This is a genomic window from Caloramator sp. (assembly GCF_020054765.1).
In the GTDB taxonomy this organism is placed as follows: Bacteria; Bacillota; Clostridia; order Clostridiales; family Caloramatoraceae; genus Thermobrachium; species Thermobrachium proteoclasticum.
The window spans coordinates 13,127-39,683 of record NZ_JAIHAO010000007.1 but is presented as its reverse complement, the minus strand read 5'-3'; the positions used below and the strand labels follow the sequence as shown (position 1 = coordinate 39,683).

The following is a 26,557-nucleotide window of genomic DNA, read 5'->3' as shown; positions in this document are numbered from 1 at the left end:
ATAAATTTGAAATTAGTTGATATACTAAAGGCACTTTCTGATGAAAACAGAATTAAAATTATTAAAATGTTATCTTGTTGTGATATGTGTGTTTGTGATATCTGTGATAATTTAAATTTAAGTCAACCTGCTGTATCACACCATTTAAAAATTTTAAGTGATGCAGGAATATTAAACACTCAAAGAAAAGGTAAATGGATATTTTATTCAATAAATAGAGATACCTTTGATTATCTACAAAATGAAATTACAAAACTTTTGGAGAAACCAATCGAATGCCCCTATAAAATGTATGATTGTAATTGCATAGAATAATTAAAATAGCTGGTATTATGCCAGCTATTTTAATTATATTAAATTTTATTTTAAATTATAGTTGATATTTTTTGTAAATATCGTTAATATTTAATTAGGGGTGATGTTATGATAATAGAAAAAAACATTATAAGTGTTGATGGGGAAAGTAAAGCAGAAATTTTAGACAACAAGTTATATTATTATCTTGGTAATGATTTTATTAAAATCAATTTTAATAAAAATTTATTTATTAAAATAAATGGAAAAATAGTTGAAGGAATAAGTGAGATAAAACCAGACGATATAATTGATATTGATATAGATAAAGACATATATAAAAAATTTTTAAATATTGAAATAAATAACAATGGACTTGAAGCAGTTTTAAAATTAGATAAAAATAAGTTAAAAAATTGGCGTTTGAAAAATACACCTAAATCTACTATTTTAAATTTGGATTTTGAATTTACAGATGAATTTCTTTTAGATACCGAAATAACAATGTTAATTAATGAGTATTTAAAAGAAAATAAAATTGTTTACGGTGTAAAATGGGAAAATGTTAAAAGCATTATAGACAGCGGATATGGTGTAATTGCACAGGGTAAAAGTCCAGTTGAGCCAATTGATGATAAAATAGAATATTTTTTTGGTACTAATATTGAAAATGACTATTTAGAAAATGAAAAAAAAGTCGATTTTTATAATAGTATAAAAGAAGTTGAATTTGTTGAATCAGGTAAAGTATTAGCAATAGTTCATTCTGGACAAGATGGAGTAGTTGGTTTTGATGTTTTTGGAAGACCAATAAATCCAAGAAAAAGAGAAGTAAAAAAGCTAAAAAAAGGGCCTGGGTGTGAAGTATTAGATAATTTTAAACGTGCAATTGCTCAAGTATCAGGTATGCCAAGAATAAAAAACGACAGTATTTGTGTATTTCCTACCTATAAAATTAAAGGTGATGTAGATAAACAAATTGGTAATATAGAATACAATGGTTCAATTTATATCGATGGAAATGTATTAGAAGGAATAAAGATAGTCGGTGGTAAAGAAATTATTATAAAAGGAAATGTTGTTCAAGCTGAAATTTATTCTAATTCAGATATTAATATATCTGGAAACGTTATTGGTTCGAATTTAACTGTAGGTGCTCAAGCGATACTATATATTACCATTTACAACTATTTAATAGATATTAAGGATTATTTATCAAAATTAAATAGAGCTATATTTGATATTTTACAAAGTAAAAATAATGAACAATTTACTCAAGATAAATTATCAAAATTATTAAAAATAATTATTTTTTCCAAATTTAAAAATGAAAAAGAAAAAGTCAATAATAATTATAATAATTTGATTAACCTGCCAAAATTAGATTTAAACATGAAAAAACAACTACAGGTAATACAAAATTATATAAACTCAATGGAGGTTAATGGAGATATAAACTTAATCAATAATACTTTAAAAATTGTTGAATCTTTAATACAAAATATAACAATTGATATTTCTCCAGCAGATATTTATGTAATGTACTGTCAAAATTCTAATATTATTTCTACAAATAATGTAGAAATATTAGGTACTGGTTGCTATAATACAAATATAAATGCTGAAAACTCAGTTATATTTAAACTAAATAATAGTGTTTTAAGAAGCGGCAAGATTGAAGCAAAAAAATACATTAAAGCAGGGGAAGTAGGCTCAACACACGGTGTTACGACTACATTAAAAACAACAAAGGAAGGTGTAATCGAAGTAGAAATTGCTTATCAAAATACTATTCTAATTTTTGATGAAATCAAGTATAAAATCGATGAGCCTGTTAAAAAGTTAAAGGCTTACGTTAAAAAGGGAGAATTAATTGTAGAAAAATTTAAGCTTTAGGAGTGATGTTTATGTCCACTGAAAAAGTTGTTGTTTTTAAGTTAAATGGTGAAGACTTTGCTGTTGATATTCAGCAAGTAGAAAGGATACTTGGTTATGTTAGTCCAACTCAAGTTCCAGAAGCACCTGTTTTTATAAAAGGTATTATTAAATATCAAGATTCTATTTTACCTCTTATAGATTTAAATATAAAATTTAAACGTGAATCAAATGATAATGTAAATTCTAAAATAATAGTTGTAAGAAATAATTCAAAATCTATTGGTCTACTTGTGGATGATGTCCAAGAAGTAATTGATATATATGAAAATGAATCTGAATCAACTCCTGAAATAATAAGCGGTTATTCTAATAAATATATAAAAGGAATTATAAAAAAGCAAGACAGAATTATAATGAAGATTGATACAGATAAGCTATTGTCAAAGGAAGAATTAAATAGTATTACATCATTATAAATGGAGAGATATAAATGCAAGAAATAAAGGTAGGCATAGGAGATCTTAACATAGCAAAAACACCTGATAAACTTATTACTTTGGGATTAGGTTCTTGTATTGGTATTGCTTTGATAGATAATTTAAACAAAATTGCTGGATTATCGCATATAATGCTTCCAGACAGTAAAGCATTTTCAAATATAAACAATCCAATGAAGTATGCTGATACAGCTATTCCTCTATTAGTACAAAAACTGATTACATCTGGAGCAAATAAAAATAATTTAAAGGCTAAAATTGCTGGTGGAGCAAGTATGTTTAGTTTTGCAGATAAAAGCCCAATGATGGATATTGGAAAAAGAAATGCAGAAGCTGTCAAGTCTATATTAAAAGAACTAAATATACCTATAATAGCAGAAGATATCGGTGGCAATAAAGGTAGAACAATGATTGTTGATCCTACTACAGCAACAGTAATTCTAAGGATTACTGGAGAAGGTATAAAGGAGTTGTAACTATGTTTGAAAAAATAAAAGTATTAGTTGTCGATGATTCAGCTTTTATGCGAAAGATGATATCAGACATAATAAATTCCCAAAGAGATATGCAGGTAGTTTCAACAGCAAGAGATGGACTTGAGGCTATAGAAAAAGCAAAACAATTAAATCCTGATGTAATAACACTTGATGTAGAGATGCCTAAAAAAAATGGTTTAGAAGCTTTAATTGAACTTAAAAAATATACGAATGCTCAAGTAATAATGTTAAGTAGTCTTACAAGTGAAGGTTCTAATATTACAATTGAAGCTTTACAATTAGGTGCTTTTGATTTTATACAAAAGCCATCAGGTAGTATATCTCTTGATATTGATAAAATAAAGGATGACATTGCTGAAAAAATAAGATACGCATATGCATATAAAAATAAAACTAAAAAAAGTAATACAAAAATAAATATTAATTTAAATAATAAAAGTATAAATATAAATCAGAACAAATATAATGCTCTTCTTCTTGGTGCTTCCACTGGAGGACCAAAGGTTTTATTTGATTTAATTACTAAACTTCCGAAGGATATAAATATTCCTGTTCTTGTTGTTCAACATATGCCTGTTGGTTTTACAAAGGCTTTTGCTGAAAGAATGAACAAATCCAGCAATTTAGAAGTTGTAGAAGCTGTTGATAAACAAAAAATAAAAGAAAATACTGTATATATTGCACCAGGTGGATACCATATGCTTGTAGTTAACGGTGAAATCAGATTAGACTTATCACCTCAAATACACGGAGTTAGACCAGCAGTAGATAAACTATTTATAAGTGCTGCAAAATATTATAAATCAGGTACAATAGCAGCGATATTTACAGGTATGGGCAAGGATGGTGCAGAAGGTGCAATTGAAGTAAAGAAATATGGTGGTTTTGTGATTGCACAGGATGAAGAATCATCAGTGGTATTTGGAATGCCAAAATCTGCAATACAAACTGGTTGTGTAGACGTAGTTTTACACGAAAGTGATATTCTTGAATATATTCTAAAACTTTTGAAGAGGGCGTGAACCAATGGAATTTGAAAAAATTGAAAAGTTTGTTCAAAAAGAATATGGAATTAATCTTTCTGCTTATAAATCAAAACAACTAATTAGACGCATAGAAAATTTTATGCAACGGGCAGGAGCGAAAAACGAAATTGATTTTATAACCAAATTATCATCAGATTCAAACTTAAGTAAAAAATTTTTAGATCATTTAACAATTAATGTATCTGAATTTTTTAGAAATAAGGAGCTTTTCTTAGATTTAGAACAGAAGATAAAGGATTATTTAAGACCCGAAAAAAATAGCTTAAAAATATGGAGTGCAGCTTGTTCAATAGGAGCTGAACCTTATACACTTGCTATAATAATGGATAGACTAACTCCTAATAAGAAACATACAATAATAGCAACCGATATTGACCAAACAATATTAGAGGTTGCCAAACAAGGAGTTTATAATAAAAATGAAATAAGAAATGTAGATGACAATACTTTAAATAAATATTTTACAAAAAAGGATGATAAATATTATATATCCGAAGATATAAAAAACAGGGTAACATTTAAAAAACACGATTTAATTTTAGATAAATATGAATCTGGTTTTGATTTAATAGTTTGCAGAAATGTAGTCATTTATTTTACTCAAGAAACTAAAAATAAAATTTACCAAAACTTTTACAATTCTCTTAAACCTGGAGGATTGCTATTTGTAGGTGCAACTGAAAGTATTTATAATTATAAGGAATTTGGATATGAAAAAGCATCAACATTTATATATAGAAAGCCGGGAGGTAATTAATATGGATATGTCCCAATATTTAGATGTTTTTTTGGAAGAATCATCTGAAAATTTACAAACATTAAATCAAAATATCTTAGAGCTGGAGAAGGATCCAGAAAATAAAGATATAATTAATTCAATATTCAGAGTTGCTCATACTTTAAAGGGTATGGCTGGAAGTATGGGATTTACTGATATAGCTGAATTGACTCATAAAATGGAAAATGTTTTAGATAAATTCCGAAATGATATTTTAAAGGTTGATTCAAACATAATTAATGTTTTATTTAAATGTTTGGATACTTTAGAAATAATGATAAATAATATAAGGGATGGTAATGATGAAAAAATAAACATTGATAATTTAATAAAAGAACTTGAAAATGTTGGTGAAAGCAAAAAAGAACAAAAAGATGAAAGAAGCAATATAGATTTTACCTTAAATATTTATGATGAGAACATAATAAAACAGGCAAAAGAAAAAAATTATAACGTATATATAGCTGAAATTATTTTAACTGATGACTGTCTTTTAAAATCTGCAAGATCCTTTTTAGTTTATAAAACAATTGAAGATTTAGGTGAAATAATTAAAACGGTACCTTCGGTTGATGACCTCGAGCAAGAGAATTTTCAAGATAGATTTTATATTATGTTTTTAACACAAAAGAATGCAGATGAAGTTAAAGATTTAATTTTAAATATATCTGAAATTAAAGAAGTCAATATTAATTCAATAGCTGAATCATCTAAATCAGTAAATAATATTGAAACTAAGAAACAATCTTATAATCAATTAGAATCTAACAATATCGATGTTGATATCAATAAAAAACAAGAAAATACAAAAGCAAAAATAACCAAAGAAGAGGAAAAAAATAAAAAGGCCCACCAATCAGTGCGTGTTGACTTAGAAAGATTAGACAAGTTTATGAATTTAGTTGGAGAATTAGTAATTCACAGAACAAGATTGGAGCAAATTAGCACAAATTACAGATTAGGTGAACTACACGAAACATTAGAGCAAGTAGGAAGAATTACATCTGATCTTCAGGATTTAGTAATGAAGGTAAGAATGCTACCTATAGAAAGAGTGTTCAATAGATTCCCAAGGATGATTAGAGACCTATCACAGGAACTTGGAAAAGACATTGATTTGATAATAAAAGGAGAAGATACTGAATTAGACAGAACAGTTATAGATGAAATAGGAGAGCCATTAGTACATTTAATTAGAAATGCAGCTGACCATGGAATAGAAAAAACAGAAGAAAGAATTAAACTTGGTAAACCAGCAAAGGGAACTATAAAGTTAATTGCATATCAAGAGGGAAACAAAGCTGTAATTAAAATTGAAGATGATGGAAAAGGACTTGATTTAGAAAAAATTAAAAAGAAGGCTGAATCTATAGGTATAAGCACTGAAGGTATGTCAGAGAATGATATTAAAAATTTAATTTTTATGCAAGGATTTAGTACAAGTGAAAAAGTAACTGACATATCTGGTCGCGGTGTTGGTATGGATGTTGTTAAAACTAAAATATCTAATTTAGGTGGAACTGTTGAGGTTGTTAGTGAAAAGGGTAAAGGAACAGCATTCATAATTAGGCTACCATTAACTCTTTCTATAATACAAGCATTATTAGTTAAGGTATCAGATGAAACATTTGCAATATCTCTTGGTTTTATTGACAGAGTAATTAATATTAACGTAAATGAGATTAAGTTAACAAATAATAAAGAAGTAATACTATACAGAGATAAAATAATACCAATCATAAGATTATCTGAAAAATTAAATCTAAAATCAGTAGAATCAAACAACAAATACATTGTAATTGTAAAAACAGGTGAAAAGACTGTTGGTCTGCTTGTTGATGAGTTATTAGGCCAACAAGAAATTGTAATTAAACCAGTGGGTAAATTGTTGCAAAATTTAAAGGAATATGTGGGTGCGACAATATTAGGTGATGGATTAGTTACATTAATACTTGATGTCGCTGCAATTGTTTAAAGTAGGTGATTTTATGGAATTAAAATTGACTGAATTTCAAATTGATGCATTAAAGGAAGTTGGGAATATAGGTTCTGGTAATGCAGCAACAGCATTGTCTCAGTTAATAAATAAAAAAGTTGATATGGAAATACCTCAACTTGACATTTTGGAATTTAACGATATGATAAGAAGAGTAGGCAATGATGATGATGTAGTTGTTGCAGTACTTTTAAAGGTATTTGGAGATGTTTTAGGTAATATTTTATTTATGATAAAAAATGAAGAAGCAGAAAAGTTTACAAATACGCTTATGTTTGGAATAACAGAATTAAACGAAGATATGCTATACTCAATTTTTCAAGAAGTTGGTAACATCTTAGGAAATTCTTATTTAAATGCAATTGCTCAGTTAGCAAATATGTCAGTTGTAACTTCTGTGCCATCTGTAGCTATCGATATGTTGGCTGCAATTATGACAACAACGTTTATGGATGCAGAACAATATAGTGAAAATGTTTTAGCTATAGACACAAAATTCATAGTTGATAATAATGAAATAGAAGGTAATTTCTTTTTTATACCAAAGCCAGGTTCATTAGAAATATTATTAAATAAATTAGGTCTATAATTAAGGGAGGAATTAAAAATGGCAAGAGTATTAATAGTTGACGATGCGGCTTTTATGAGAATGATGCTAAAGGACATACTAACAAAAAATGGTTATGAAGTAATAGGCGAAGCTCCAAATGGTGCTAAAGCAGTTGAAATATATAAATTAGAAAAACCAGATGTAGTTACAATGGATATAACAATGCCTGAGATGGATGGAATTCAAGCAGTTAAGGAGATTAAAGCCTTTGATCCTAATGCTAAGATAATTATGTGTTCTGCAATGGGACAACAAGCAATGGTTATGGAAGCTATAAAATCAGGTGCAAGAGATTTCATTGTTAAGCCTTTCCAACCTGAGAGAGTTTTAGAAGCATTAAAGAAGGTGCTTGGGTAAGGGAGTTGATTTATAATGCAAGTAGTAATTTTTAATATTGGTAAAGAAAGATTTGCGTTAGAAACAAGACTTGTCCATGGTATAGAAAAAATGATGAATATAACTTCTGTTCCTAAATCTCCACACTATATTAGCGGTCTTGCAAACTTAAGAGGAAATATTATCTCTGTAATTGATTTAAAAAAATATTTGAATATAGAATCTGAAAAAAATCAAGAAAATATTATTATTGTAGAAGTACAAGAGGAAAAAGTTGGACTTATGGTTGACAGTGTTCAAGAGGTTGTTGATATTACTGATGATATGCTTGAAAAAATAAATAATGAAAATACGTTAATAAGAGGAGTTATTAATTTTAAAGATTATATTGTAACTTTATTAGACGGTGAAAATTTGATAAAGTAATAGGAGGGATAAGATGGGAGAAATATTATCTCAAAGTGAAATTGATGCCCTCCTGTCTGCCTTAAGTTCAGGTGAATTAAATCTTGAGGAAAAAACAGAGGAAACTAAGCAAAAGGTAAAAAAATATGATTTTAAAAGACCAAATAAGTTTTCAAAAGAACACGTAAAAACATTGGAAATGGTTCATGAAAATTTTGCCAGAATAGCTTCGAATTATTTAACAGCAAATTTAAGAACATCAGTTCAGATTAAAGTTATATCCACCGAACAAATAACATATGAGGAATTTATTCATTCTGTATCAAATCCGACAATACTTATATCATATTATTTAGAACCCTTTAATGGCTTATTTTTATTTGAAACAAGTCCTCAGTTTGTATTTCAAACTATAGATATTATGTTCGGTGGTGAAGGCAAAGAACTTATTAAAGTTAGAGAATTTACGGAAATTGAAAAAAATATTATTAAAAAAATAAACTATAAAATGCTTGAGGGGCTAAAACTTGCTTGGGAAGATATTATAGAAGTAGAACCAAAGATTGATTCCTTAGAAACAAACCCTGTTTTAAACCAATTTTTAGCGCCTAATGAACCAGTCGAACTTATAACAATGCAAGTTCAGATAAATAATAATCAAAGTTTTATTAATATGTGTATTCCTTATATATCAGTAGAAAAATTTATAGATAAACTTGTTATACAATACAGATCAAATATAAAGACTGAATCAGATATTGAAGTAACTAAAAAGCTTGAAAAAAATATTATGAATGTAGAAGTTGACTCACACGTTGAATTGGGTAGATCAATAATTTCAGTTCAAGACTTTTTAAATTTAACAGTAGGTGATTGTATTAAACTTAATACAAAAATTAACGGTACATTAAATTATTATATTGAAGATAACTTACATTATAAAGTATATCCTGGTGTTATCGGTAAAAAAATGGGTATACAAATAGCAGAAATTATAGATAAGGATGTGGAAGATTATGAATGATGGACTACTTTCACAAGAGGAAATAGATGCTCTTTTAAATGGAGGTTTTACACAAAAAGAAACAATTTCTGAAACTGATAAGGATTTGTTAGGCGAAATTGGTAATATTTCAATGGGGTCAGCTTCAACAGCACTCTCTACAATAATAAACAGAATGGTTAATATTACTACGCCAAGAGTTAGTATAACTTCATTAGGCGAGATGAAAAAAGAATTTGATGTTCCTATTATATCTGTTGAAGTTGAATATATTGAAGGTTTAATTGGCGCAAATCTATTATTAATTAAAATAACCGATGCAATAGTTATAGCTGATTTAATGATGGGTGGTGATGGTACAAGAAAAGCAGACACTTTATCGGAAATTGAAATAAGTGCTGTGTCTGAAGCAATGAACCAAATGATAGGTTCATCTGCTACGTCATTATCACAAATGTTAAATATGCCAATTAATATTTCACCTCCTTATGCATCGGTTTGGGATGAGAAAAATAACAAACTATCTGAAAAAATATCAGAGGATGATGATATAGTAAAGATTTCCTTTAGACTTACTATTGATGCGTTAGTAGATAGTGAAATAATGTTACTGCTACCCATACAAACAGCCAAAATGATAATAAATAAATTAACTGGTACAGAAGAAAATACAGTTGAAGAACAAAAACAAATTTTTGATAATGAAGCAAATGTTGAAAACTACTTTATTGATACTAACACAAATGCTCAACAAGTAGAATATACACCGCACGAGTATAATAAACCACAAAATAATGTTCAAAAGGCTGAATTTGCACCACTTACTCCAATTGCTACTAATGAAGTTAAAAATATTGATCTAATTCTTGATGTTCCTCTTGAAATATCAGTCGTATTAGGTAGAACAAAAAAGACAATAAAAGATATACTCGAACTGTCTGTTGGCTCATTAGTTGAACTTGATAAATTAACAGAAGAACCTGTTGAAATTTTAGTAAATGGTAAAAAAGTTGCTTTAGGTGAAGTCGTAGTAATAGATGAAAATTTTGGTGTAAGAATAACAAGTATAGTTAGTAATACCGAAAGAGTAAAAAGTCTGCAGGGAAAATAAAACTGCAGACTTTTTACTCTAAAGTTTTATGTTTTTACTACGATAATCATAATGAGGTGGTATATTATGAAAATTAACTTTACAACAAGCAATATTATTAACATATATAAAAATAATAGAACTATCCAAAATAACAATACAGTTAAATCTAATAGATCCGATTCAATTGAGATTTCCAATTTTAGTAAAGAAATAGCTAAATATTTAAGTGTTGCTAAGGATTATGATGTAGTTAATGAAAAAGTTGATAGAATAAAGGAACAAATAAAAAATAGTAAATATGACATTGATACAGATAAAATAGCAAAATCATTATTAAAGGAATTAAAGGGATGTGAATAATTATGATAAAGGAAATATTAACATCTGAATTAAATATATTAAAGAATTTTGAAATTTTATTAGAGGATGAAAGAAAAATACTTTTAAACAACGAAGCATCAAAACTGCCTACAATTATAGAAGAAAAGAAAAATTTAGCATTAGAATTATCTAAACTTGAAAGAAAAAGAAAAGAAATATGTGGTAATAAAACTGCTAATGACCTAATTTCTGAAGGTATAATTGAACAAGAATTAATAGAAGAAATAATTAAATTAACAGAGACTGTTAAAGAAAAAAATGAGTTAAATTCACTCCTTACAAAGCAATCTTTAGCCTATATTAAAATGTATACAAACATATTAAGTAACGAAAATAAAATAGTGACATACAAGGGTACGGGAAAGGTAGATGAATCTCTACAGAGCATATTTAATACAACAATATAGGAGGAAAATAAAATGAGTGGTCTTTTTAATACATTTAATGTTGCAAAGAGGGGAATGCAGGCACAGCAAACGTCACTACACGTTGTTTCACATAACATTGCTAATGCCAATACAGAGGGGTATTCTGTTCAAAGGGCAAATCTTAAAACTACAACACCATTTGGTATGCCATCATTGACAACCTCAGCAGAACCTGGCCAAATAGGAACAGGTGTTAAGGTTGATAGTATAACGAGGTCAAGGGATGAATTTTTAGATTTTTATATAAGAAAAGAAACAAGTACACTTGAAAATTATAAGGCAAGAGAACAGTTTTTATCTCAAATAGAAACAGTTTTTACCGAACCTTCTGATACAGGTATAGGAACACTTTTAACTCGCTTTTGGGATTCATGGCAGGGGTTAGCTACTAACCCTGAAAGCTCAACTTCAAGGGAACTTGTAAGAAGTAATGCTATGGCACTTTGTGAAGGTGTAAGGCATAACTATACACAACTTGAAGATATTGAATCTAGTGTATCAGATTTGATGCAAAATCAAGTTTTTGAAGTTTCTAGTATACTAAAGCAAATTGCAGATTTGAATGAGCAGATTAAAGCTGTAACAATAGGTGGAAAAAATCCAAATGATTTAATGGATAGAAGGGATTTATTGCTGGATAAGATTTCAGAAAGACTTTCAATTAAAACAAATCCTACAGATTATAATGGGATAGAACTATATGGATATGAAGAATATACAGATGAAAATGGAATGACAAAAACAAGAGAGGTTAAATTAATAACAGATACAAAAATAGAAAAGGTTATGTATTTTATAAGTGATGCTATAATAACAGACTCAAATAATAATACTATTAACAAAAAGGATTTTCCAAAGACCATTAACTTTCCTATTACAGTAAAATTTAAGGGATATATAAATGGGGATTTTAACAATCAATTTGAGTCTCAAGAGGTAACAATTAATGATAGTAAAGAATTACAAAATTATTTTCAAGTGGACAAAGATAATCCTAATAAAATTTTAAATATAATGCCTCATATTTTTTATGGAACAGAAGAAAATAAAAATCCTAATGTTGTTTTAGAAGGTCAAAGTGGAATAAAACCAGTAAAGTTTGCCAATGGAAGCTTTAAAGGACTTGAGGCATTATCAGATGAAATAAATAAATACAAAAACCAACTTAACAAATTAGCAAAGGGTATAGCAATTGCAGTAAATACCATTCATAATGGTTTAAATAACGAAGGAGATTTCTTTGATAAAGTTGCAGAAACAAGTGACATAGCAGCTAAGAATTTAAAATTAATCTCTGATATTGAGAATGGTAAATTAGATAAAATAAATGCAGGTAAAACAGGTACAAACGCAGGAAATGGAGAAAGGGCACTTCTTATAGGACAACTTAGAAATACCAGATTTAATATAACTCAATTAAATGATAGAAATGATTTTATAGGTTCTTTAAAGGGTGTAAGCTTAGACTTAACTAATTTGACAATGACGAGCAATGCATCTGGCGCAACAATAGAAGGATATTATAAGGGAACTATATCTGAACTTGGAGTTTCAAATCAAGAGGCAAAGAGAATGGTTAAAAACCAAGAGAATTTAGTTGACCAACTTGTAATAAGAAGAGAATCTGTATCAGGTGTTTCAATAGATGAGGAAATGACTAATATGCTACAATTTCAAAGGGCCTATGAGGCAAATGCTAAAATGATAAGTGTAATTGACCAGCTTCTTGATGTAGTTGTTAATGGACTTTTAAGAAGGTAGGTGATTAAATGCGTATTACTAATAAAGTTCTTTCAAAGAATTTTTTAAACAATGTTAGGATAAACTTAGAAGAGATGCAAAAACTTCAAAATCAATTATCATCTGGCCATGAAGTACAAAAACCATCAGATGACCCCTTTAAAGTTGCAAGAACGATGGAGCTTAAGGCATCAATAGCAGCCAATGAAAGATATAAAAAGAATATAGAGGAAGGAATTGGATGGCTTGACACTGTAGATGTGGCACTGGGACAAATAGGAGATGCACTTCAAACAGTGCGTGAAAAGATTATTCAAAGCGGTAATGGTGGATATACTGAAACAGAAATGCATGCTTTAAAAAAGCATATAGAGCAATTGAAAGATCAAATTATGCAAATAGGGAATACTTCATACGATGGAAGATATATATTTGGTGGAGACAATACAACAGAACCTCCATTTGTAAAGGATGCAAGTGGTAATGTACTATATAAAGGTTCAACAAATGGATTAAAAAAGGAGATGTCCTTTGGTGTTTATATTGATGTATCAGTTAAAGGAAGCGACTTTAATGAGACTGGTTCAAATTCTCAAGGTGAAGTAGGGTTATTTAAAGTGATAACAGATATAGTAAATAAATTAAACAATAATCAAAGTGCAGCAGACGAATTAGGTAATTTAGATAAAGAGATGGACAATATATTAAAAATAAGGGCTGAAGTTGGTGCTAAACAAAAAAGACTTGAGGATATGATGCAAAAAAATGATATGGAAACATTTAATATGACGCAGCTTCTTGCTAAAACCTATGATATAGATATAGCACAAAAGGTTATGGAGTATAAGGTAATGGAAAGTGTTTATCAGGCATCATTACAAACTGGAGCAAAAATACTACAACCAAGCTTATTAGACTTTTTAAGGTAGGAGATAGTTATGCAAATATCAACTAAATTTTTTGGAGATTTAAATATAAATAATAACGATATTATTCATTTTGAGGATGGAATTCCTGGGCTTGAAGAATATAAAAATTATGTAATTCTAAATATAGAAGATTCAAATATAAAATGCTTACAAAACATAGATGAAAAGGAAATTTGTCTACTATTGATTAATCCTTGGGATTATTTTAAAGATTATGAAATAGAACTTTCAAATGAAGAGATTAATTTATTAGGAATAAACAGTTATGAAGACGTTTTAGTTTTCAATGTAATGACAATAAGGGATGATAAAATAACAGTAAATCTTTTAGCTCCTATTGTTATAAATGTAAATAATAATAAAGCCAAACAGGTTATTTTAAATGAAAAGAAATATAGTATAAGGCAGGAGATACCATGCTCATTTTAACAAGAAAAGTAGGAGAAAAAATTATAATTGGAGAAAATATAGAAATAAGGATATTAGAAAATAATCAAGGCAATATCAAAATTGGTATTGAAGCACCAAAAGATGTAAAGGTTGTAAGATGCGAATTGATAGAAGAAATAAAGAAACAAAACAAAATGTCACTTAAAGACACAGAGGATTTCTTAAAAAGAATAAAAAGGGAGGGGTAATTATGCCAAGTACCTTTAGAATAACAGGACTTGCAACAGGTCTTGATGTCGATAATATGGTTAAACAGCTTATGCAGGCTGAAAGAACTAAGGTTGACAAAGTAAAGCAGGATAGACAGATTATACAATGGAGACAAGATTTATATAGAGAAATAATAGGGGACTTAAATACATTTAAAAAGACATACTTTGACGTATTAAGTCCAGAAAAATATATATTATCTCCAAATAGTCTATCACCATATACCGTTAATATGTCAACTTCAACATCTGCCGTTAAGGTTACTGCAACGGCAAGTGCCAGAGCAGGACAGTATGAGATAAAAGATATTACATTGGCTCAAACAGCTAAAGCACAGTCAAAAGAAATAACAAATATAAGTGATAAAGTTGGTAGTAGTGGTTCTTTTACTATAAAATACAATGGCACAAGTAATATAACGATAGATTACAATTCAGATACAACATATAAGGATATAATAACATCCATAAATACAAAATCAAATGGACAAGTAAAAGCATATTATAGTGAAATAACGAAAAAAATTACAATAGAAACATCAACAACAGGAAGTACTTCAAATATAGAAATAACAGGTAATACTAATGTGTTAGGTATTACAGATGGATATACCAATACAGGTTTAGATGCAAGTTTTAAGATTAAAACGCCTGGTGCTTCAGATTATGCTTCAGTTACAAAATCAAATAACACCTTTACAATTGATGGACTAACATTTACCTTAAATGAATCTACAACAGATACTATTAAATTTTCTGTAGGGATAGACTCTAAACCTGCCATAGATAAGATAAAGGAATTTGTAGAAAAGTATAACGAAATTATAGATAAAATAAATAAAAAGATTTCAGAAAAAAGAGCATATTCATATAAACCCTTAACAGATGAACAAAAGAAGGAAATGAAGGAAGATGAAATAAAGAAGTGGGAAGAGAAGGCTAAAGAAGGTCTTTTAAAGGGAGATAGCATATTACAAGATTTAGTTTATAATTTAAGACAAGCCTTTTTTGAACCACTTAAAGATTCAGGTATTTCTATACAAGAAATTGGTCTTTCAACATCAAGTGATTACACACAAAAAGGAAAAATAATTATTGATGAGTCAAAATTAAAAGCTGCTTTGGAAAATAGACCTGATGATGTGTTAAACCTATTAACTAAAACCTCCTCAATTGCCTATGACCCAAATAAGACATATACAGGTAGGGGAGATAGAAATAGTGAAATAGGAATTTTCCAAAGAATTAAGGATATACTTGAAGATAATATAAGAACAACAAGAAACTCATCAGGTAAAAAGGGTGCTTTACTTGAAAAGGCAGGTTTAAAGGGCGATTTCAGTGAGTTCAACAATCTTTTATATAAAGAGTTGCAGCAAAAGGATAGACTTATAGAGGATTTAAACAAAAAGCTATTTGATAAAGAAAATAAATACTATCAACAGTTTGCTAAATTAGAGAAGGCAATGCAAAAGTATAATGATCAATCAGCTTGGCTTTTATCTCAATTAGGAGCGATGTTTAAATGATTAATATTTTTGATTTATTTATTGAATATAAAAGTATAACTGAAGACATAATAAAGGCACTTGAAAAAGAGGAATTTGACCTTTTAAATGAATTATTAGAAGAACGGGATATATTAATTAAAAAAATTGATGAGGTTGAAAATAAAAAAGATTTAAAGGATATTATTGAGGAATTAGACATCTTAGAATTAGAAAACACCATAAAAAAATTATTAGATGATAAATACAATAAAATAAAAATAAACTTAAAACAAGTAAAAGAGCAAAAAATGATAACAGCAAAGTACAATCCAAAAGAACCTGTTGATTCAATATTTGTTTATAAAAAACTTTGATATATGGAGGATTTTCCTCCATTTTTATTATGAAAATAAATGTTTATAATCTAATATAATCTATAAAGTAATTAGAAATAGATACGATATATATTTTATAATAATTAAAGGAATAAAGGATGTGGGGATATTATGGATAATATCAAGTTAATTAATAATGTAAATGAACAAATAAAAATTAATCAAAGATTAGATATAAGCTTTAAAGGTAATTCGTTCCAAAATAGCGATAAAAATTTAGAGAAAGAAAATATAGATATAAAAGATGTTGAAAAAGCTGTAGATAGAGCAAATAAAGTATTCAACGAAAGCACACATTTAAAGTTTGAAATACACGACAAAACAAAGGATATAATGATTAAAATAGTTAATGATGAGACAGGAGAAGTAATAAAGGAAATACCTCCTAAAAAAATATTAGATATGGTTGCTAAGATGTGTGAAATAGCTGGTATTATAGTTGATGAAAAGAGATAGGGGGTGTCCCTTATGCCAATTAACCCTATAACACTTGATAAAATAGATATTAATACAATTAGACAGATAGAAACAAAAATAATAGATAGAATTATACATCATACAAATGAAGCTCAAGCGAATAAAAAAAATAACAATAATCAATTCGACTTAAATAAACAAAATAGAGCTATAGAAGAATTTGCAAAGTTTTTAGCAAAATATAATCTTAGGTCAGAGGCAAAAACAGAAAAGAATAAAGTAAAACTAAAAATATTAAACAAAAATGGAGATGTTTTAATAGAAAGTCATATTGATGATATAGATTATCTATTAAGGACACTACAGGACCAGACAGGAAATTTAATAGACTTGAGGGGGTAAATATATGTATAATAATGCTTTAAATGCATATCAACAAAATAGTGTTTTTACTGCGTCAAAGGAAAAACTATTGTTAATGCTGTACGAGGGGCTTGTCAGATTTATAAAACAAGCAATTTCATCTCTTGAAGAAAAGGATTATCAAAAAGCACATACCAACTTAATTAAAGCACAAAATATAATTTTAGAATTTATGGCAACTTTAAATATGGAGGTTGGAGGAGAACTATCTAAAAGTTTAATGGCTTTATATGATTATATGTATAGAAGATTGGTGGAAGCTAATATTAAAAAGGATATTAATATAGCAAAAGAAATTCTCGGGTTTGCTGAAGAATTAAGGGATGCATTTGAAGAAGCGTATAAAAAAATAAAAAAATAAAAATTTATAGGCTCTATTGTAAAATAGAGCCTATTTTTGTTGTAATTTTTACTTTTCAAATGCTAAAGTTTAATATAAAATATATATAGCTTATTATTTAATATGATATATAATCATATTAAATAATAAATTTAATATGTAATTTTTATTAATTTAACGTAATTTATGTTGACTTATGATATAATTTGTAATAAATTGTTATATAGAATTGGAAATACTCAAAAAAGGAGTGTATGTATGATAAAAAATATAGATAATTTGTCATATTATTTAATAAAAAAAGGATTAGATGCAACAAGCGAAAGAGGAAGAGCAATTTCTAATAATATAGCCAATATAAATACAGCGGGATATAAGGCGAAAAGGGTAGTTTTTGAGGAAAATTTAAAAAGTGCATTAGATGGCACTTCGATAAACTTAAAAACAACAAACAGCAGACACATAAATGATGGAAAATCAATTGAAAATATAAAATATGAAATAATACAGGACAAATCAAACTCTTTAAGATTAGATGGAAACAATGTTGACATTGACTTAGAAATGGCAAACTTAGCTGCAAATCAAATACTGTATAATGCTTTAGTAAGTCAAGCTAATTCAAGAATTGCAATGAGAAGAACAGTTATTAGCGGTAAATAAGGGGTGATGATATGAACAATATTTTTACAGGAATGAGAATAAGTGCAAGTGGTCTTGCTGCTGAAAGATTAAGAATGGACATTATTTCAAATAATATAGCAAATATTGAAACTACAAGAACTGAAAATGGTGGACCATATAAAAGAAAAATAGTAACATTTAAAGAAAATCTTGAAAGACAAATAAATAATATAAATGGAAATTCTTCTGCAAAATACAATGGTGTAAAAGTTGATAAAATAATTGAAGACAATTCACCTTTTAAAAAAGTTTATAATCCTAATCATCCAGACGCTGATAGCAACGGTTACGTTTTAATGCCAAATGTAAATATTTTAGATGAAATGGTTGATCTTATCACTGCAACACGTGCCTTTGAAGCAAATGTTACAGCTTTAAACTCACAAAAACAAATGGCACTTAAAGCATTAGAAATTGGAAAGTAGGTGATATAAATGCCAATAGATAAAGTTAATTTTTTGATAGATAACAATATAGTTAATAAGCAATCAAATAACAACACCAATAACATTGATTTCTCTAATATAATTAAGGAAAAGTTAGACAAGCTTAATGAAAAACAATTAGATGCTGAAAATAAGACAATTGAATTAATAAAAGGTGATGCAAAGGATATTCACGAAGTTATGCTTACGGTAGAAGAGGCACGACTCTCATTGGAATTAGCAGTTCAAATAAGAAATAAACTTGTTGAAGCTTATCAAGAATTAAATAGAATACAGGTATAGTTAACATAAAGGAGTGCTAAAAATGAATAAAGTTCTTAATTTTTTTAAAAGCGTAGGTGATAAATGGAAGAACTTATCAAAATCAAAAAAAATTTCATTAATCATTATTTTAACTGGTCTTATAATTTCTTGTATAATATTTGCAATATATTCAAATAGAGTAGAATACGATGTACTTTTTTCAAACTTAGAACCTCAAGATTCTTCTAAGGTAATAGAAAAATTGAAAAACGATAAAATACAATATAAAATTGAAGGAAATTCAATTTTAGTGCCAAAAGAAAAAGTAGAAGAACTTAGATTATCAATATTTTCTGACACAACATTACCTTCAAATTTAAAGGGATTTGAATTATTTGACCAAAATAAATTCGGAGTTACTGATACTGAAGCTAAAATAATGTATCAAAGAGCACTTGAAGGTGAACTTGCAAGAACAATTCAGGGGTTTGATGAGGTAGAAAAGGCTAGAGTCCATTTGGTTTTACCTGAAGATTCAGTTTTTACAAGAGATGAAGAAAAGGCAAGGGCATCTGTTACTTTAAAATTAAAAGGAAACAGCAAGTTAAGTCAAGAACAAGTTAAGGCAATAATATCTTTAATCTCAGCAAGTGTTAAGAACTTACCTAAAGAAAATGTTGAAATTATAGATAATAATATGAATCTTCTTAGTGAAAATATATTTGAAAATGAACAAAATGGAATCATAACTTCAACAAAGCAACAGGAGTTTAAGAATCAATTTGAAAAAAATCTTCAATCAGATGTTAAAAATATGCTTGAAAAGGTTTTTGGAAAGGATAAAGTAACTGTAAAGATAAATGCTGATTTAGATTTTGACTCAAGACAAATATCAACCATCAAATATGATAAAGATTCTATAATAAGAAGTCAGCATAAAATAAAAGAAAATTCAAACGACTCAAATTCTCAAGGTGCAGCAGGGAGTCCAATAAATAATAATATGTCAAATACATTTCAGAACAATAATCAATCATCAGTTTTTAATAGAGAAGAAGAAATTACTAACTATGAAATTGGACAAACTGAAGAAAAGATAATAAAGGCACCAGGTGAAATAAAGAGATTAACTGTTTCTGTAGTAATTGATGGTAATTTAAGTGAACTTGAAAAGCAGTCAATTAGAAATATAGTTTCAGCTGCTACAGGTTTATCAGAAGAAAGAGGAGATGTAATTAACATTGAAGCATTGGCCTTTAATGATGAATATAAAAAGAAGGCACAAGCTGATTTAGAAGAGATGAAAAAACAAGAAGAATTAGCTAAGAAAAGAAATACTTATATTATGATTGGAGAAGCAGTAGCAGGGCTTATAGTTCTATTGGCTATAGTGTTTATTTACAAAAAGAAAAACAAGAAAAATGTTGAACAAATAGAACAAAATCAAATAGATATGCTGATAGGAGATGTAATACAAAAACAACCTATTGCCTATGAACCTGTTCTTGAAGATACAGAACAAGAAATGAACCTTGAAAAGGAAATTAAAAACTATGCATCTACGAAACCAGAACAGGTTGTTGAACTGGTTAAAACTTGGTTAGCAGAGGATGAGAGGTGATAATTATGGCAAAAGATAAGGATAAATTAACTGGTGTACAGAAGGCAGCCATATTATTTATCACTTTAGGTCCTGATGCTTCAGCTCCAATATTAAAAAAATTGCCTGAAAATGATATACAAAAAATTACCTTTGAAATTGCAAATATGCAAAAAATTAAAAAAGAATTACGTGAAGAAGTATTACAAGAATTTGTTAATTTAAATAAAGCAAAGGATTATATTATAGAGGGTGGATTTGATTATGCTAAAAATCTATTAAGTAAAGCATTAGGTTCACAAAAGGCAATGGAGATTATAGAAAAGGTTTCTGAAATTACACAACAATATAGACCTTTTTCAATTGCACGTAAAGCAGATGCGCAACAATTATTAAATGTAATAATAAACGAGCATCCTCAAACTATTGCTTTAATTTTATGCTATTTGCAACCTGAAAAAGCAGCACAGCTCTTATCAGGACTTCCTGAAGAATTACAAACTGATGTAGCAAAAAGAATTGCAACAATGAGCAATACATCTCCAATAGTTATAGAAGAAGTTGAAGAAATTCTTGAAAAAAAGCTTTCAAATGTAGTGCGTTCAGATTTTGCAACTATAGGTGGTGTACAAACATTAGTTGATATATTAAATAATGTAGATAGAACAACAGAAAAATCAATCATTGAAGAACTTGATAGGTATCAACCAGAACTTGCAGAAAAAATTAGAGATAGTATGTTTGTATTTGAAGACATTATTACACTTGATAATGCTTCAATACAAAGAATACTAAGAGAAGTTGATATGAAGGTGCTTGCCCTTGCTCTTAAGGGATGTTCAGAAGACGTTTCAAATATAATCTACAGTAATATGTCAAAACGTGCTGCACAAACATTAAAGGAAGACTTAGAATTTATGGGGCCTGTTAGACTAATAGATGTTGAAAAGGCACAACAACAGATTGTGTCTATAATACGTAGATTAGATGAAGCTGGAGAAATTGTAATGTCAAGGGGTGGTAATGATGCAATTATCGTATAACGTTATTAAACATACTTCTGTTAGCGATAAGATTACACTATCACCACCTTCTATTGATAAATTTATTAATACTAATATAAAAAATAAAGATGAAATAAATATAGAAGAAATAGTTGAAGAAATTAAAAAAAATGCAGAATTTGATGCTAAAAAAATAATTAATGAAGCCAATAAAAATGCCTTAGAAATTATAAACAATGCAAAACATAATTCTAAAAAAATTTTAGAGGAAGCAAAGGAAGAAGGTTATAAAGAAGGTTTAACTAAAGGCTATAATGACGGATACAACAAGGCTATTTTAGAAGCAAAGGAAGAAGCATATAAAATTATTGAAAAAGCAAATAAATATTTAGAAGGAATATACACTGAAGTCAATGGTTATGTCGAAAAATCAAAAGATGATATAATCAATTTAGCAGTAGAAATAGCAAAGGAAGTTTTAAAATCAGAATTATCTATTAGTAGTGAGGCTATTATAAATTGTGCCCAAAAGGCTCTTTCAAAAGTAAAACAAAAAAGCAATATAATTTTAAAAACATCAATTAATGATTATAAAATTCTAAAATTAAGGCAAGAAGAATTAGAACAATTTATTGATTCAAGCAGTGCATTAATAATTGTTGCAGATTCAAATCTTCAAAATGGTGATATATATTTAGAAACAAATAATGGTATAATAGACGCTACAGTTGAAACTCAACTAAAAACTATTTTAAATAAATTATTAAAGGAATGATGTCAATGTTTCAGATTGACTATGATAAACTTATTAAAAGGATTAAAGGCACAGAAACAATGAAATTTATAGGTAAGGTTAAAAAGGTTGTTGGATTAACAATAGAAGTTGAAGGGATAAACGCCTTTATAGGTGAACTTTGCAATATAAAATTATTAAATGGTAAATATGTACAAGCTGAAGTTGTAGGTTTTACAGATAACGGTATTTTGTTAATGCCTTTAGGAGATTTAACAGGTGTATCTACAGGTTCTTTAGTTTTTCCAACTGGTAGTCAAATGCAGGTACCAGTTGGAAAACAATTACTTGGTAAAATACTTGATGGTTTAGGAAGACCCCTTGATGGTTCAAACATAATGTATGAAGCAAAGTATAATCTTGACTCTGACCCTCCAAATCCCTTACAGAGGAAAAGAATAACCGACATAATTCCAACAGGAGTTAAAGCAATAGATGGATTTTTAACTTGTGGTTTGGGACAAAGAGTTGGTATTTTTGCTGGTTCTGGAGTTGGTAAAAGTACTCTTTTAGGTATGATTGCAAAATATAGTGAAGCTGATGTTAACGTTATAGGTTTAATCGGTGAACGTGGAAGAGAAGTTAAAGAATTTATAGAAAAAGATCTTGGTGAAGAGGGTTTAAAAAAATCCGTAATTGTAGTTGCCACCTCAGACCAACCTCCTCTACTTAGATTAAAGGGGGCATTTACTGCTACAGCCATAGCTGAATATTTTAGAGATCAGGGTCTAAATGTTATGTTAATGATGGATTCTGTTACTCGTTTTGCAATGGCACAACGTGAAGTTGGTCTAACTATTGGAGAACCACCAACAACAAAGGGCTATACCCCTTCAGTTTTTGCAATGTTACCAAGACTTTTAGAGAGGTCAGGTAATTCAAATAAAGGTTCTATCACTGCCTTTTACACAGTCTTAGTTGATGGTGATGATTTCAATGAACCAATTGCTGATGCAGTAAGAGGTATATTAGATGGTCATATAGTTTTATCAAGAAAATTAGCTTCAATGAACCATTTCCCTGCAATTGATATATTATCAAGTATATCGAGATTGATGCCTCAAATAGCACAAGAAAATCACTATCAAAAGGCAAGTGAATTAAGAGACCTTCTTGCAATTTATAAAGAATCTGAAGATTTAATAAATGTAGGTGCATATCAAAAGGGTAGTAACAACAAGATTGATAAAGCATTAGCCTTAAATGATAAAATAAATGGATTTTTAAAACAGAAAATGAATGAACATTATAGTTTTACAGAAGTTTTAGAAATGTTAAACTCTATAAATTGATAGGTGGTTATATATATGAATTATAAATTTAAATTGGAAAAGCTATTGGAATTAAAATTAAAAAGAGAAGACTCTCTTAAATTAGAAGTGTCTGAATATTTAAATAAGATAAAGATAAAAAAAGATCAAATAGAAAATATAAAAGAAAAAATAAATTTTAGCAAAAATAATAAAATTAATTCAGCATTTAGCTATGATTTGAAAAATTATATTAGTTATATAAATTATTTAGAAAGCAAACTCATTGAAGAACAAAAGAACCTTATTATATTAGAAAATGAACTTGAAAAAATAAAGGAACAGTTAATAAATGCTACAAAGGAAAGAAAGGTATTAGAAAATCTAAAGGAAAAATCTTATAACGAATTCTTATCTGAATTAAATAAAATTGAAAACAAAATAATTGATGAAATGGCAATAATTAACTATTTTAAAAAGAATGGGGGAATTATATGAAGATAGATAAAATTCAAGCTTCGACCCCAAGTAAAGAAAAGAAAAATACTAATTTAAATGAAACTGAAAATGAATTATTTATTTCTATTCTCAGTGGTATAATTTCTAATTTTAACTCTTCAAATATAAATTTTATAAATAAAAGCAATGAAACAACAAATAACCTTGATACATACTACTTAACTAATAATTTAAATTTAAATACAAACATAAATAAAATAGATAATATAGATTCTATACCTTTAGAAAATATTGAACGTAATTTTAACACATTAACTAATATAACAAATTGTTTAATTAATAATAATATCAAGCAATCAAATATAAAAAACTGTGTTCAAGATAATTTTATGATAAATAATGTCGATCAAATTAATAATTTTGATAATATGGTAATTAATAATATAAAACAAAAATTAATCTTATTAATAAATGAAAAAATTAATAGTAAAGAAATTAGTCTAAATAACTCAATATCAATTTTAAATAATGTTCTAAAAAATAACATTAATGAATTAGCTGAATTTAATGAGTTAAAAGAAATAGAAGATCAATTAAGTAAAATATGTTATTTAAATAATAATAAAAATCCTATTATGATTGATAAAGTCAACTTAAAAACAAATAATTTAGAACAATTTCAAAACCAAAATATTCAACAAATAATACATGAAAAAATAGAAAGCATAAACGAAATAATTAGTATAGTAGCAAATAGAATAAAAAATGTAAAAAATGAAGATTTTTATGTAAAAAATGAAGATTTTTATGAATTAAAAATTATTTTAAAGCCAAAAGAATTTGGGGAAATAAATATACAAATTTCTTACAATGAAGGTAAAATTAATGGAAATATAACATCTTCTAATAAAGAAGTAGCAAATATGTTACAAAATAATTTATCAACATTAAAAGAACAAATAAAACACAATGAACATAATTATAAAGAAATAAACATTAATGTCAATGTTGAAGATAATAACAGAGACAAGTATGAAAGTAATAAATATAAAGTCAAAAAAAATATAAAATCTAAATTATTTAAAGATATTGACGAACAAGAAAATTTTAATGTAGGTGATATATCATGGAAGTAAATAAAATACTGAATAATTTTTATAACAGCAGAAATACAAATAATTCTGTATTAGATAAGAATGCCTTTTTAAAAATTTTAACTGTACAACTTTCCAATCAAGATCCTTTAAATGCTAAAGATAACACTGAATATATAGCTCAAATGGCACAATTTTCATCATTAGAACAAATTCAAAATTTAAATAATACTTTGGAAAAGTTTTTTCTGTCTCAAAAATTTAGTCAAGCTACAAATTTAATAGGAAAAAGTGTCGAAGTTTTAGAAAACAATTCAATTATAAATATTAATGTTGAATCGGTTAGATTAATAGGCAATGAAGTTTTTCTTGTGTCTAAAGACTATAAATATAAATTAGATAATATAGTTAGTGTTAAATTAAAAGAGAATTCAAATAATGAAATAGAAAGCGAAAGTAAATTATAAAAGGAGGAGTTTTTAATGTTAAGATCCTTGTCATCTGGTGTAAGTGGAATGAAGTCTAATCAAATTAAAATGGATGTTATAGGTAATAACATTGCTAATGTCAATACCATAGCCTTCAAAGGAGCACGTGTTAATTTTAAAGATATGTTAAATCAAACCTTACAGGGTACAAGTGCCCCAAATGAAAATATAGGTGGTACAAATGCTAAACAAGTTGGTTTAGGTGTTAGTGTTGCAAGTGTTGATACTAATATGAATCAAGGTGGATTACAGCCTACAGGAAGAGCAACAGATTTTGCAATTGAAGGAAATGGATTTTTTGTTGTATACAATAATGTTGAAACAAAATTTACCAGAGACGGTTCTTTCACCCTTGACAAAAATGGAGCATTAGTTACTTCTGAAGGATTGCATGTTAGAGGATATAATCCTGGTCAAATTATTGATGAAAACACACAACTTAGTGATTTAGTAAATATATATATTCCTTTAGAAGCCTCTTTTGGAGATCCACCTACGAATGTAAATTTAACAAGTTTTAATGTTGAAAAAGATGGAACAATAAAAGCTATATATGGTGATAATACAGTTATTATTGGAAAAATTGCAATTGCTACATTCCAAAATCCAGTTGGACTATTGAAGCAGGGTGGGAATCTTTACGTTAAGTCTTCAAACTCAGGTGAACCTAAACTTGGTGAGGCAAGTTCTCCTGGCTATGGAACTATTCAACAAGGTCTACTTGAAATGTCTAATGTTGATTTAGCAGAACAATTTACTGAAATGATCGTAACAAGTAGAGCATTTCAGGCTAATTCAAGAACTATTACTACTTCTGATGAATTACTTCAAGAACTATTAAACCTAAAGAGATAATGAGGT

33 protein-coding genes and 1 pseudogene are annotated in these 26,557 nt (G+C 27.8%); all 34 read left to right on the top strand.

What is annotated here, in order from left to right:
* Nucleotides 1-6 precede the first annotated feature (6 nt).
* A complete protein-coding gene (locus JG776_RS04060) occupies nucleotides 7-315 on the top strand; it encodes a metalloregulator ArsR/SmtB family transcription factor (protein WP_291964942.1) in 309 nt (102 codons plus the stop codon).
* A 108-nt stretch (nucleotides 316-423) separates the two neighbouring features.
* Nucleotides 424-2,190 (top strand): DUF342 domain-containing protein, encoded by a 1,767-nt coding sequence (locus tag JG776_RS04055; protein ID WP_291964940.1) that lies wholly within the window; start codon nucleotides 424-426, stop codon nucleotides 2,188-2,190.
* A gap of 11 nt (nucleotides 2,191-2,201) precedes the next feature.
* On the top strand, nucleotides 2,202-2,648 hold the full coding sequence (locus tag JG776_RS04050) for a chemotaxis protein CheW (RefSeq protein WP_291964938.1): 447 nt from the start codon (nucleotides 2,202-2,204) through the stop codon (nucleotides 2,646-2,648).
* Between the two features lie 14 nt (nucleotides 2,649-2,662).
* Nucleotides 2,663-3,145, top strand: a complete 483-nt coding sequence (locus JG776_RS04045) for a chemotaxis protein CheD (RefSeq protein WP_291964936.1) — start codon at nucleotides 2,663-2,665, stop codon at nucleotides 3,143-3,145.
* A 2-nt stretch (nucleotides 3,146-3,147) separates the two neighbouring features.
* On the top strand, nucleotides 3,148-4,188 hold the full coding sequence (locus tag JG776_RS04040) for a chemotaxis response regulator protein-glutamate methylesterase (protein WP_291964934.1): 1,041 nt from the start codon (nucleotides 3,148-3,150) through the stop codon (nucleotides 4,186-4,188).
* A 4-nt stretch (nucleotides 4,189-4,192) separates the two neighbouring features.
* Nucleotides 4,193-4,969, top strand: coding sequence for a protein-glutamate O-methyltransferase CheR (locus JG776_RS04035; RefSeq protein WP_291964932.1), 777 nt, complete (start codon nucleotides 4,193-4,195; stop codon nucleotides 4,967-4,969).
* A 1-nt stretch (nucleotide 4,970) separates the two neighbouring features.
* On the top strand, nucleotides 4,971-6,965 hold the full coding sequence (locus JG776_RS04030; RefSeq protein WP_291964930.1) for a chemotaxis protein CheA: 1,995 nt from the start codon (nucleotides 4,971-4,973) through the stop codon (nucleotides 6,963-6,965).
* 13 nt (nucleotides 6,966-6,978) lie between these two features.
* Entirely contained in the window at nucleotides 6,979-7,575 is a 597-nt protein-coding gene (locus tag JG776_RS04025; RefSeq protein WP_291964928.1) for a chemotaxis protein CheC, read from the top strand.
* A gap of 18 nt (nucleotides 7,576-7,593) precedes the next feature.
* On the top strand, nucleotides 7,594-7,953 hold the full coding sequence (gene cheY, locus JG776_RS04020; protein WP_027307555.1) for a chemotaxis protein CheY: 360 nt from the start codon (nucleotides 7,594-7,596) through the stop codon (nucleotides 7,951-7,953).
* 15 nt (nucleotides 7,954-7,968) lie between these two features.
* Entirely contained in the window at nucleotides 7,969-8,358 is a 390-nt protein-coding gene (locus tag JG776_RS04015) for a chemotaxis protein CheW (RefSeq protein WP_291964925.1), read from the top strand.
* A gap of 13 nt (nucleotides 8,359-8,371) precedes the next feature.
* Nucleotides 8,372-9,361, top strand: coding sequence for a flagellar motor switch protein FliM (gene fliM / locus JG776_RS04010; protein WP_291964923.1), 990 nt, complete (start codon nucleotides 8,372-8,374; stop codon nucleotides 9,359-9,361).
* Complete coding sequence (gene fliY, locus JG776_RS04005) at nucleotides 9,354-10,451, top strand: flagellar motor switch phosphatase FliY (RefSeq protein WP_291964921.1); 1,098 nt, start codon at nucleotides 9,354-9,356, stop codon at nucleotides 10,449-10,451. Before fliM ends, fliY begins: the two co-directional genes overlap by 8 nt.
* A 66-nt stretch (nucleotides 10,452-10,517) precedes the next feature.
* Nucleotides 10,518-10,793, top strand: a complete 276-nt coding sequence (gene flgM, locus JG776_RS04000) for a flagellar biosynthesis anti-sigma factor FlgM (RefSeq protein WP_291964919.1) — start codon at nucleotides 10,518-10,520, stop codon at nucleotides 10,791-10,793.
* A 2-nt stretch (nucleotides 10,794-10,795) separates the two neighbouring features.
* On the top strand, nucleotides 10,796-11,221 hold the full coding sequence (locus tag JG776_RS03995) for a flagellar protein FlgN (RefSeq protein WP_291964916.1): 426 nt from the start codon (nucleotides 10,796-10,798) through the stop codon (nucleotides 11,219-11,221).
* 12 nt (nucleotides 11,222-11,233) lie between these two features.
* The gene (flgK, locus tag JG776_RS03990) at nucleotides 11,234-13,003 is read left to right on the top strand and encodes a flagellar hook-associated protein FlgK (protein ID WP_291964914.1); all 1,770 of its coding nucleotides are present in this window, start codon (nucleotides 11,234-11,236) and stop codon (nucleotides 13,001-13,003) included.
* An 8-nt stretch (nucleotides 13,004-13,011) separates the two neighbouring features.
* Nucleotides 13,012-13,911: a flagellar hook-associated protein FlgL gene (gene flgL / locus JG776_RS03985; RefSeq protein ID WP_291964913.1), complete on the top strand. Its 900-nt coding sequence runs from the start codon at nucleotides 13,012-13,014 to the stop codon at nucleotides 13,909-13,911.
* Between the two features lie 9 nt (nucleotides 13,912-13,920).
* On the top strand, nucleotides 13,921-14,340 hold the full coding sequence (fliW, locus tag JG776_RS03980; RefSeq protein WP_291964911.1) for a flagellar assembly protein FliW: 420 nt from the start codon (nucleotides 13,921-13,923) through the stop codon (nucleotides 14,338-14,340).
* Entirely contained in the window at nucleotides 14,328-14,549 is a 222-nt protein-coding gene (csrA, locus tag JG776_RS03975) for a carbon storage regulator CsrA (RefSeq protein WP_291964909.1), read from the top strand. Before fliW ends, csrA begins: the two co-directional genes overlap by 13 nt.
* A 2-nt stretch (nucleotides 14,550-14,551) precedes the next feature.
* Nucleotides 14,552-16,099, top strand: coding sequence for a flagellar filament capping protein FliD (gene fliD, locus JG776_RS03970; protein ID WP_291964907.1), 1,548 nt, complete (start codon nucleotides 14,552-14,554; stop codon nucleotides 16,097-16,099).
* Entirely contained in the window at nucleotides 16,096-16,434 is a 339-nt protein-coding gene (gene fliT, locus JG776_RS03965) for a flagellar protein FliT (RefSeq protein ID WP_291964905.1), read from the top strand. Before fliD ends, fliT begins: the two co-directional genes overlap by 4 nt.
* Nucleotides 16,435-16,566: 132 nt before the next feature.
* Nucleotides 16,567-16,911, top strand: coding sequence for a flagellar protein FlaG (locus JG776_RS03960; protein ID WP_291964902.1), 345 nt, complete (start codon nucleotides 16,567-16,569; stop codon nucleotides 16,909-16,911).
* 12 nt (nucleotides 16,912-16,923) lie between these two features.
* Complete coding sequence (locus JG776_RS03955) at nucleotides 16,924-17,274, top strand: hypothetical protein (RefSeq protein ID WP_291964901.1); 351 nt, start codon at nucleotides 16,924-16,926, stop codon at nucleotides 17,272-17,274.
* A 4-nt stretch (nucleotides 17,275-17,278) separates the two neighbouring features.
* Entirely contained in the window at nucleotides 17,279-17,656 is a 378-nt protein-coding gene (gene fliS / locus JG776_RS03950; RefSeq protein ID WP_291964898.1) for a flagellar export chaperone FliS, read from the top strand.
* A gap of 237 nt (nucleotides 17,657-17,893) precedes the next feature.
* Complete coding sequence (gene flgB / locus JG776_RS03945; protein ID WP_291964896.1) at nucleotides 17,894-18,298, top strand: flagellar basal body rod protein FlgB; 405 nt, start codon at nucleotides 17,894-17,896, stop codon at nucleotides 18,296-18,298.
* A gap of 11 nt (nucleotides 18,299-18,309) precedes the next feature.
* Nucleotides 18,310-18,744 carry a flagellar basal body rod protein FlgC gene (flgC, locus tag JG776_RS03940; RefSeq protein ID WP_291964894.1) on the top strand — a complete coding sequence of 145 codons (435 nt, stop codon included), beginning with the start codon at nucleotides 18,310-18,312 and terminating at the stop codon, nucleotides 18,742-18,744.
* A gap of 9 nt (nucleotides 18,745-18,753) precedes the next feature.
* Nucleotides 18,754-19,047 (top strand): flagellar hook-basal body complex protein FliE, encoded by a 294-nt coding sequence (gene fliE, locus JG776_RS03935; protein WP_291964892.1) that lies wholly within the window; start codon nucleotides 18,754-18,756, stop codon nucleotides 19,045-19,047.
* A 22-nt stretch (nucleotides 19,048-19,069) separates the two neighbouring features.
* Nucleotides 19,070-20,629, top strand: a complete 1,560-nt coding sequence (gene fliF / locus JG776_RS03930; protein ID WP_291964891.1) for a flagellar basal-body MS-ring/collar protein FliF — start codon at nucleotides 19,070-19,072, stop codon at nucleotides 20,627-20,629.
* Between the two features lie 5 nt (nucleotides 20,630-20,634).
* The gene (gene fliG, locus JG776_RS03925; RefSeq protein WP_291964888.1) at nucleotides 20,635-21,651 is read left to right on the top strand and encodes a flagellar motor switch protein FliG; all 1,017 of its coding nucleotides are present in this window, start codon (nucleotides 20,635-20,637) and stop codon (nucleotides 21,649-21,651) included.
* The gene (locus JG776_RS03920) at nucleotides 21,635-22,387 is read left to right on the top strand and encodes a FliH/SctL family protein (protein WP_291964886.1); all 753 of its coding nucleotides are present in this window, start codon (nucleotides 21,635-21,637) and stop codon (nucleotides 22,385-22,387) included. The genes fliG and JG776_RS03920 overlap by 17 nt, the downstream gene beginning before the upstream one ends.
* A complete protein-coding gene (gene fliI, locus JG776_RS03915) occupies nucleotides 22,387-23,697 on the top strand; it encodes a flagellar protein export ATPase FliI (RefSeq protein ID WP_291964885.1) in 1,311 nt (436 codons plus the stop codon). Before JG776_RS03920 ends, fliI begins: the two co-directional genes overlap by 1 nt.
* A gap of 15 nt (nucleotides 23,698-23,712) precedes the next feature.
* Nucleotides 23,713-24,153: a flagellar export protein FliJ gene (fliJ, locus tag JG776_RS03910; RefSeq protein WP_291964884.1), complete on the top strand. Its 441-nt coding sequence runs from the start codon at nucleotides 23,713-23,715 to the stop codon at nucleotides 24,151-24,153.
* The gene (locus tag JG776_RS03905) at nucleotides 24,150-25,250 is read left to right on the top strand and encodes a flagellar hook-length control protein FliK (protein ID WP_291964882.1); all 1,101 of its coding nucleotides are present in this window, start codon (nucleotides 24,150-24,152) and stop codon (nucleotides 25,248-25,250) included. Before fliJ ends, JG776_RS03905 begins: the two co-directional genes overlap by 4 nt.
* Nucleotides 25,241-25,504 (top strand): annotated as a pseudogene (locus tag JG776_RS03900) (flagellar hook capping FlgD N-terminal domain-containing protein); the annotation flags it as partial. The gene JG776_RS03905 and the pseudogene JG776_RS03900, both read left to right, overlap by 10 nt.
* 186 nt (nucleotides 25,505-25,690) lie before the next feature.
* Nucleotides 25,691-26,551 (top strand): flagellar hook-basal body complex protein, encoded by an 861-nt coding sequence (locus tag JG776_RS03895; RefSeq protein WP_291964880.1) that lies wholly within the window; start codon nucleotides 25,691-25,693, stop codon nucleotides 26,549-26,551.
* The last annotated feature ends 6 nt before the right edge of the window (nucleotides 26,552-26,557 follow it).

Excerpts from the sequence above, each read along its gene's own strand:
- JG776_RS04045 (WP_291964936.1), top strand. The coding sequence starts at position 2,663 with ATGCAAGAAATAAAGGTAGGCATAGGAGATCTTAACATAGCAAAAACA.
- JG776_RS03905 (WP_291964882.1), top strand. The coding sequence starts at position 24,150 with ATGAAGATAGATAAAATTCAAGCTTCGACCCCAAGTAAAGAAAAGAAA.
- flgB (WP_291964896.1), top strand. The coding sequence starts at position 17,894 with ATGATAAAAAATATAGATAATTTGTCATATTATTTAATAAAAAAAGGA.
- JG776_RS04030 (WP_291964930.1), top strand. The coding sequence starts at position 4,971 with ATGGATATGTCCCAATATTTAGATGTTTTTTTGGAAGAATCATCTGAA.
- JG776_RS04055 (WP_291964940.1), top strand. The coding sequence starts at position 424 with ATGATAATAGAAAAAAACATTATAAGTGTTGATGGGGAAAGTAAAGCA.
- fliS (WP_291964898.1), top strand. The coding sequence starts at position 17,279 with ATGTATAATAATGCTTTAAATGCATATCAACAAAATAGTGTTTTTACT.
- fliT (WP_291964905.1), top strand. The coding sequence starts at position 16,096 with ATGATTAATATTTTTGATTTATTTATTGAATATAAAAGTATAACTGAA.
- fliE (WP_291964892.1), top strand. The coding sequence starts at position 18,754 with ATGCCAATAGATAAAGTTAATTTTTTGATAGATAACAATATAGTTAAT.
- JG776_RS03955 (WP_291964901.1), top strand. The coding sequence starts at position 16,924 with ATGCCAATTAACCCTATAACACTTGATAAAATAGATATTAATACAATT.
- cheY (WP_027307555.1), top strand. The coding sequence starts at position 7,594 with ATGGCAAGAGTATTAATAGTTGACGATGCGGCTTTTATGAGAATGATG.
- fliI (WP_291964885.1), top strand. The coding sequence starts at position 22,387 with ATGTCAATGTTTCAGATTGACTATGATAAACTTATTAAAAGGATTAAA.
- JG776_RS03895 (WP_291964880.1), top strand. The coding sequence starts at position 25,691 with ATGTTAAGATCCTTGTCATCTGGTGTAAGTGGAATGAAGTCTAATCAA.
- JG776_RS04035 (WP_291964932.1), top strand. The coding sequence starts at position 4,193 with ATGGAATTTGAAAAAATTGAAAAGTTTGTTCAAAAAGAATATGGAATT.
- JG776_RS04015 (WP_291964925.1), top strand. The coding sequence starts at position 7,969 with ATGCAAGTAGTAATTTTTAATATTGGTAAAGAAAGATTTGCGTTAGAA.
- fliY (WP_291964921.1), top strand. The coding sequence starts at position 9,354 with ATGAATGATGGACTACTTTCACAAGAGGAAATAGATGCTCTTTTAAAT.
- JG776_RS04050 (WP_291964938.1), top strand. The coding sequence starts at position 2,202 with ATGTCCACTGAAAAAGTTGTTGTTTTTAAGTTAAATGGTGAAGACTTT.
- fliW (WP_291964911.1), top strand. The coding sequence starts at position 13,921 with ATGCAAATATCAACTAAATTTTTTGGAGATTTAAATATAAATAATAAC.
- fliD (WP_291964907.1), top strand. The coding sequence starts at position 14,552 with ATGCCAAGTACCTTTAGAATAACAGGACTTGCAACAGGTCTTGATGTC.
- fliJ (WP_291964884.1), top strand. The coding sequence starts at position 23,713 with ATGAATTATAAATTTAAATTGGAAAAGCTATTGGAATTAAAATTAAAA.
- fliG (WP_291964888.1), top strand. The coding sequence starts at position 20,635 with ATGGCAAAAGATAAGGATAAATTAACTGGTGTACAGAAGGCAGCCATA.
- JG776_RS04025 (WP_291964928.1), top strand. The coding sequence starts at position 6,979 with ATGGAATTAAAATTGACTGAATTTCAAATTGATGCATTAAAGGAAGTT.
- JG776_RS03960 (WP_291964902.1), top strand. The coding sequence starts at position 16,567 with ATGGATAATATCAAGTTAATTAATAATGTAAATGAACAAATAAAAATT.
- flgK (WP_291964914.1), top strand. The coding sequence starts at position 11,234 with ATGAGTGGTCTTTTTAATACATTTAATGTTGCAAAGAGGGGAATGCAG.
- flgL (WP_291964913.1), top strand. The coding sequence starts at position 13,012 with ATGCGTATTACTAATAAAGTTCTTTCAAAGAATTTTTTAAACAATGTT.
- flgM (WP_291964919.1), top strand. The coding sequence starts at position 10,518 with ATGAAAATTAACTTTACAACAAGCAATATTATTAACATATATAAAAAT.
- JG776_RS03920 (WP_291964886.1), top strand. The coding sequence starts at position 21,635 with ATGCAATTATCGTATAACGTTATTAAACATACTTCTGTTAGCGATAAG.
- flgC (WP_291964894.1), top strand. The coding sequence starts at position 18,310 with ATGAACAATATTTTTACAGGAATGAGAATAAGTGCAAGTGGTCTTGCT.
- fliF (WP_291964891.1), top strand. The coding sequence starts at position 19,070 with ATGAATAAAGTTCTTAATTTTTTTAAAAGCGTAGGTGATAAATGGAAG.
- csrA (WP_291964909.1), top strand. The coding sequence starts at position 14,328 with ATGCTCATTTTAACAAGAAAAGTAGGAGAAAAAATTATAATTGGAGAA.
- JG776_RS04040 (WP_291964934.1), top strand. The coding sequence starts at position 3,148 with ATGTTTGAAAAAATAAAAGTATTAGTTGTCGATGATTCAGCTTTTATG.
- JG776_RS03995 (WP_291964916.1), top strand. The coding sequence starts at position 10,796 with ATGATAAAGGAAATATTAACATCTGAATTAAATATATTAAAGAATTTT.
- fliM (WP_291964923.1), top strand. The coding sequence starts at position 8,372 with ATGGGAGAAATATTATCTCAAAGTGAAATTGATGCCCTCCTGTCTGCC.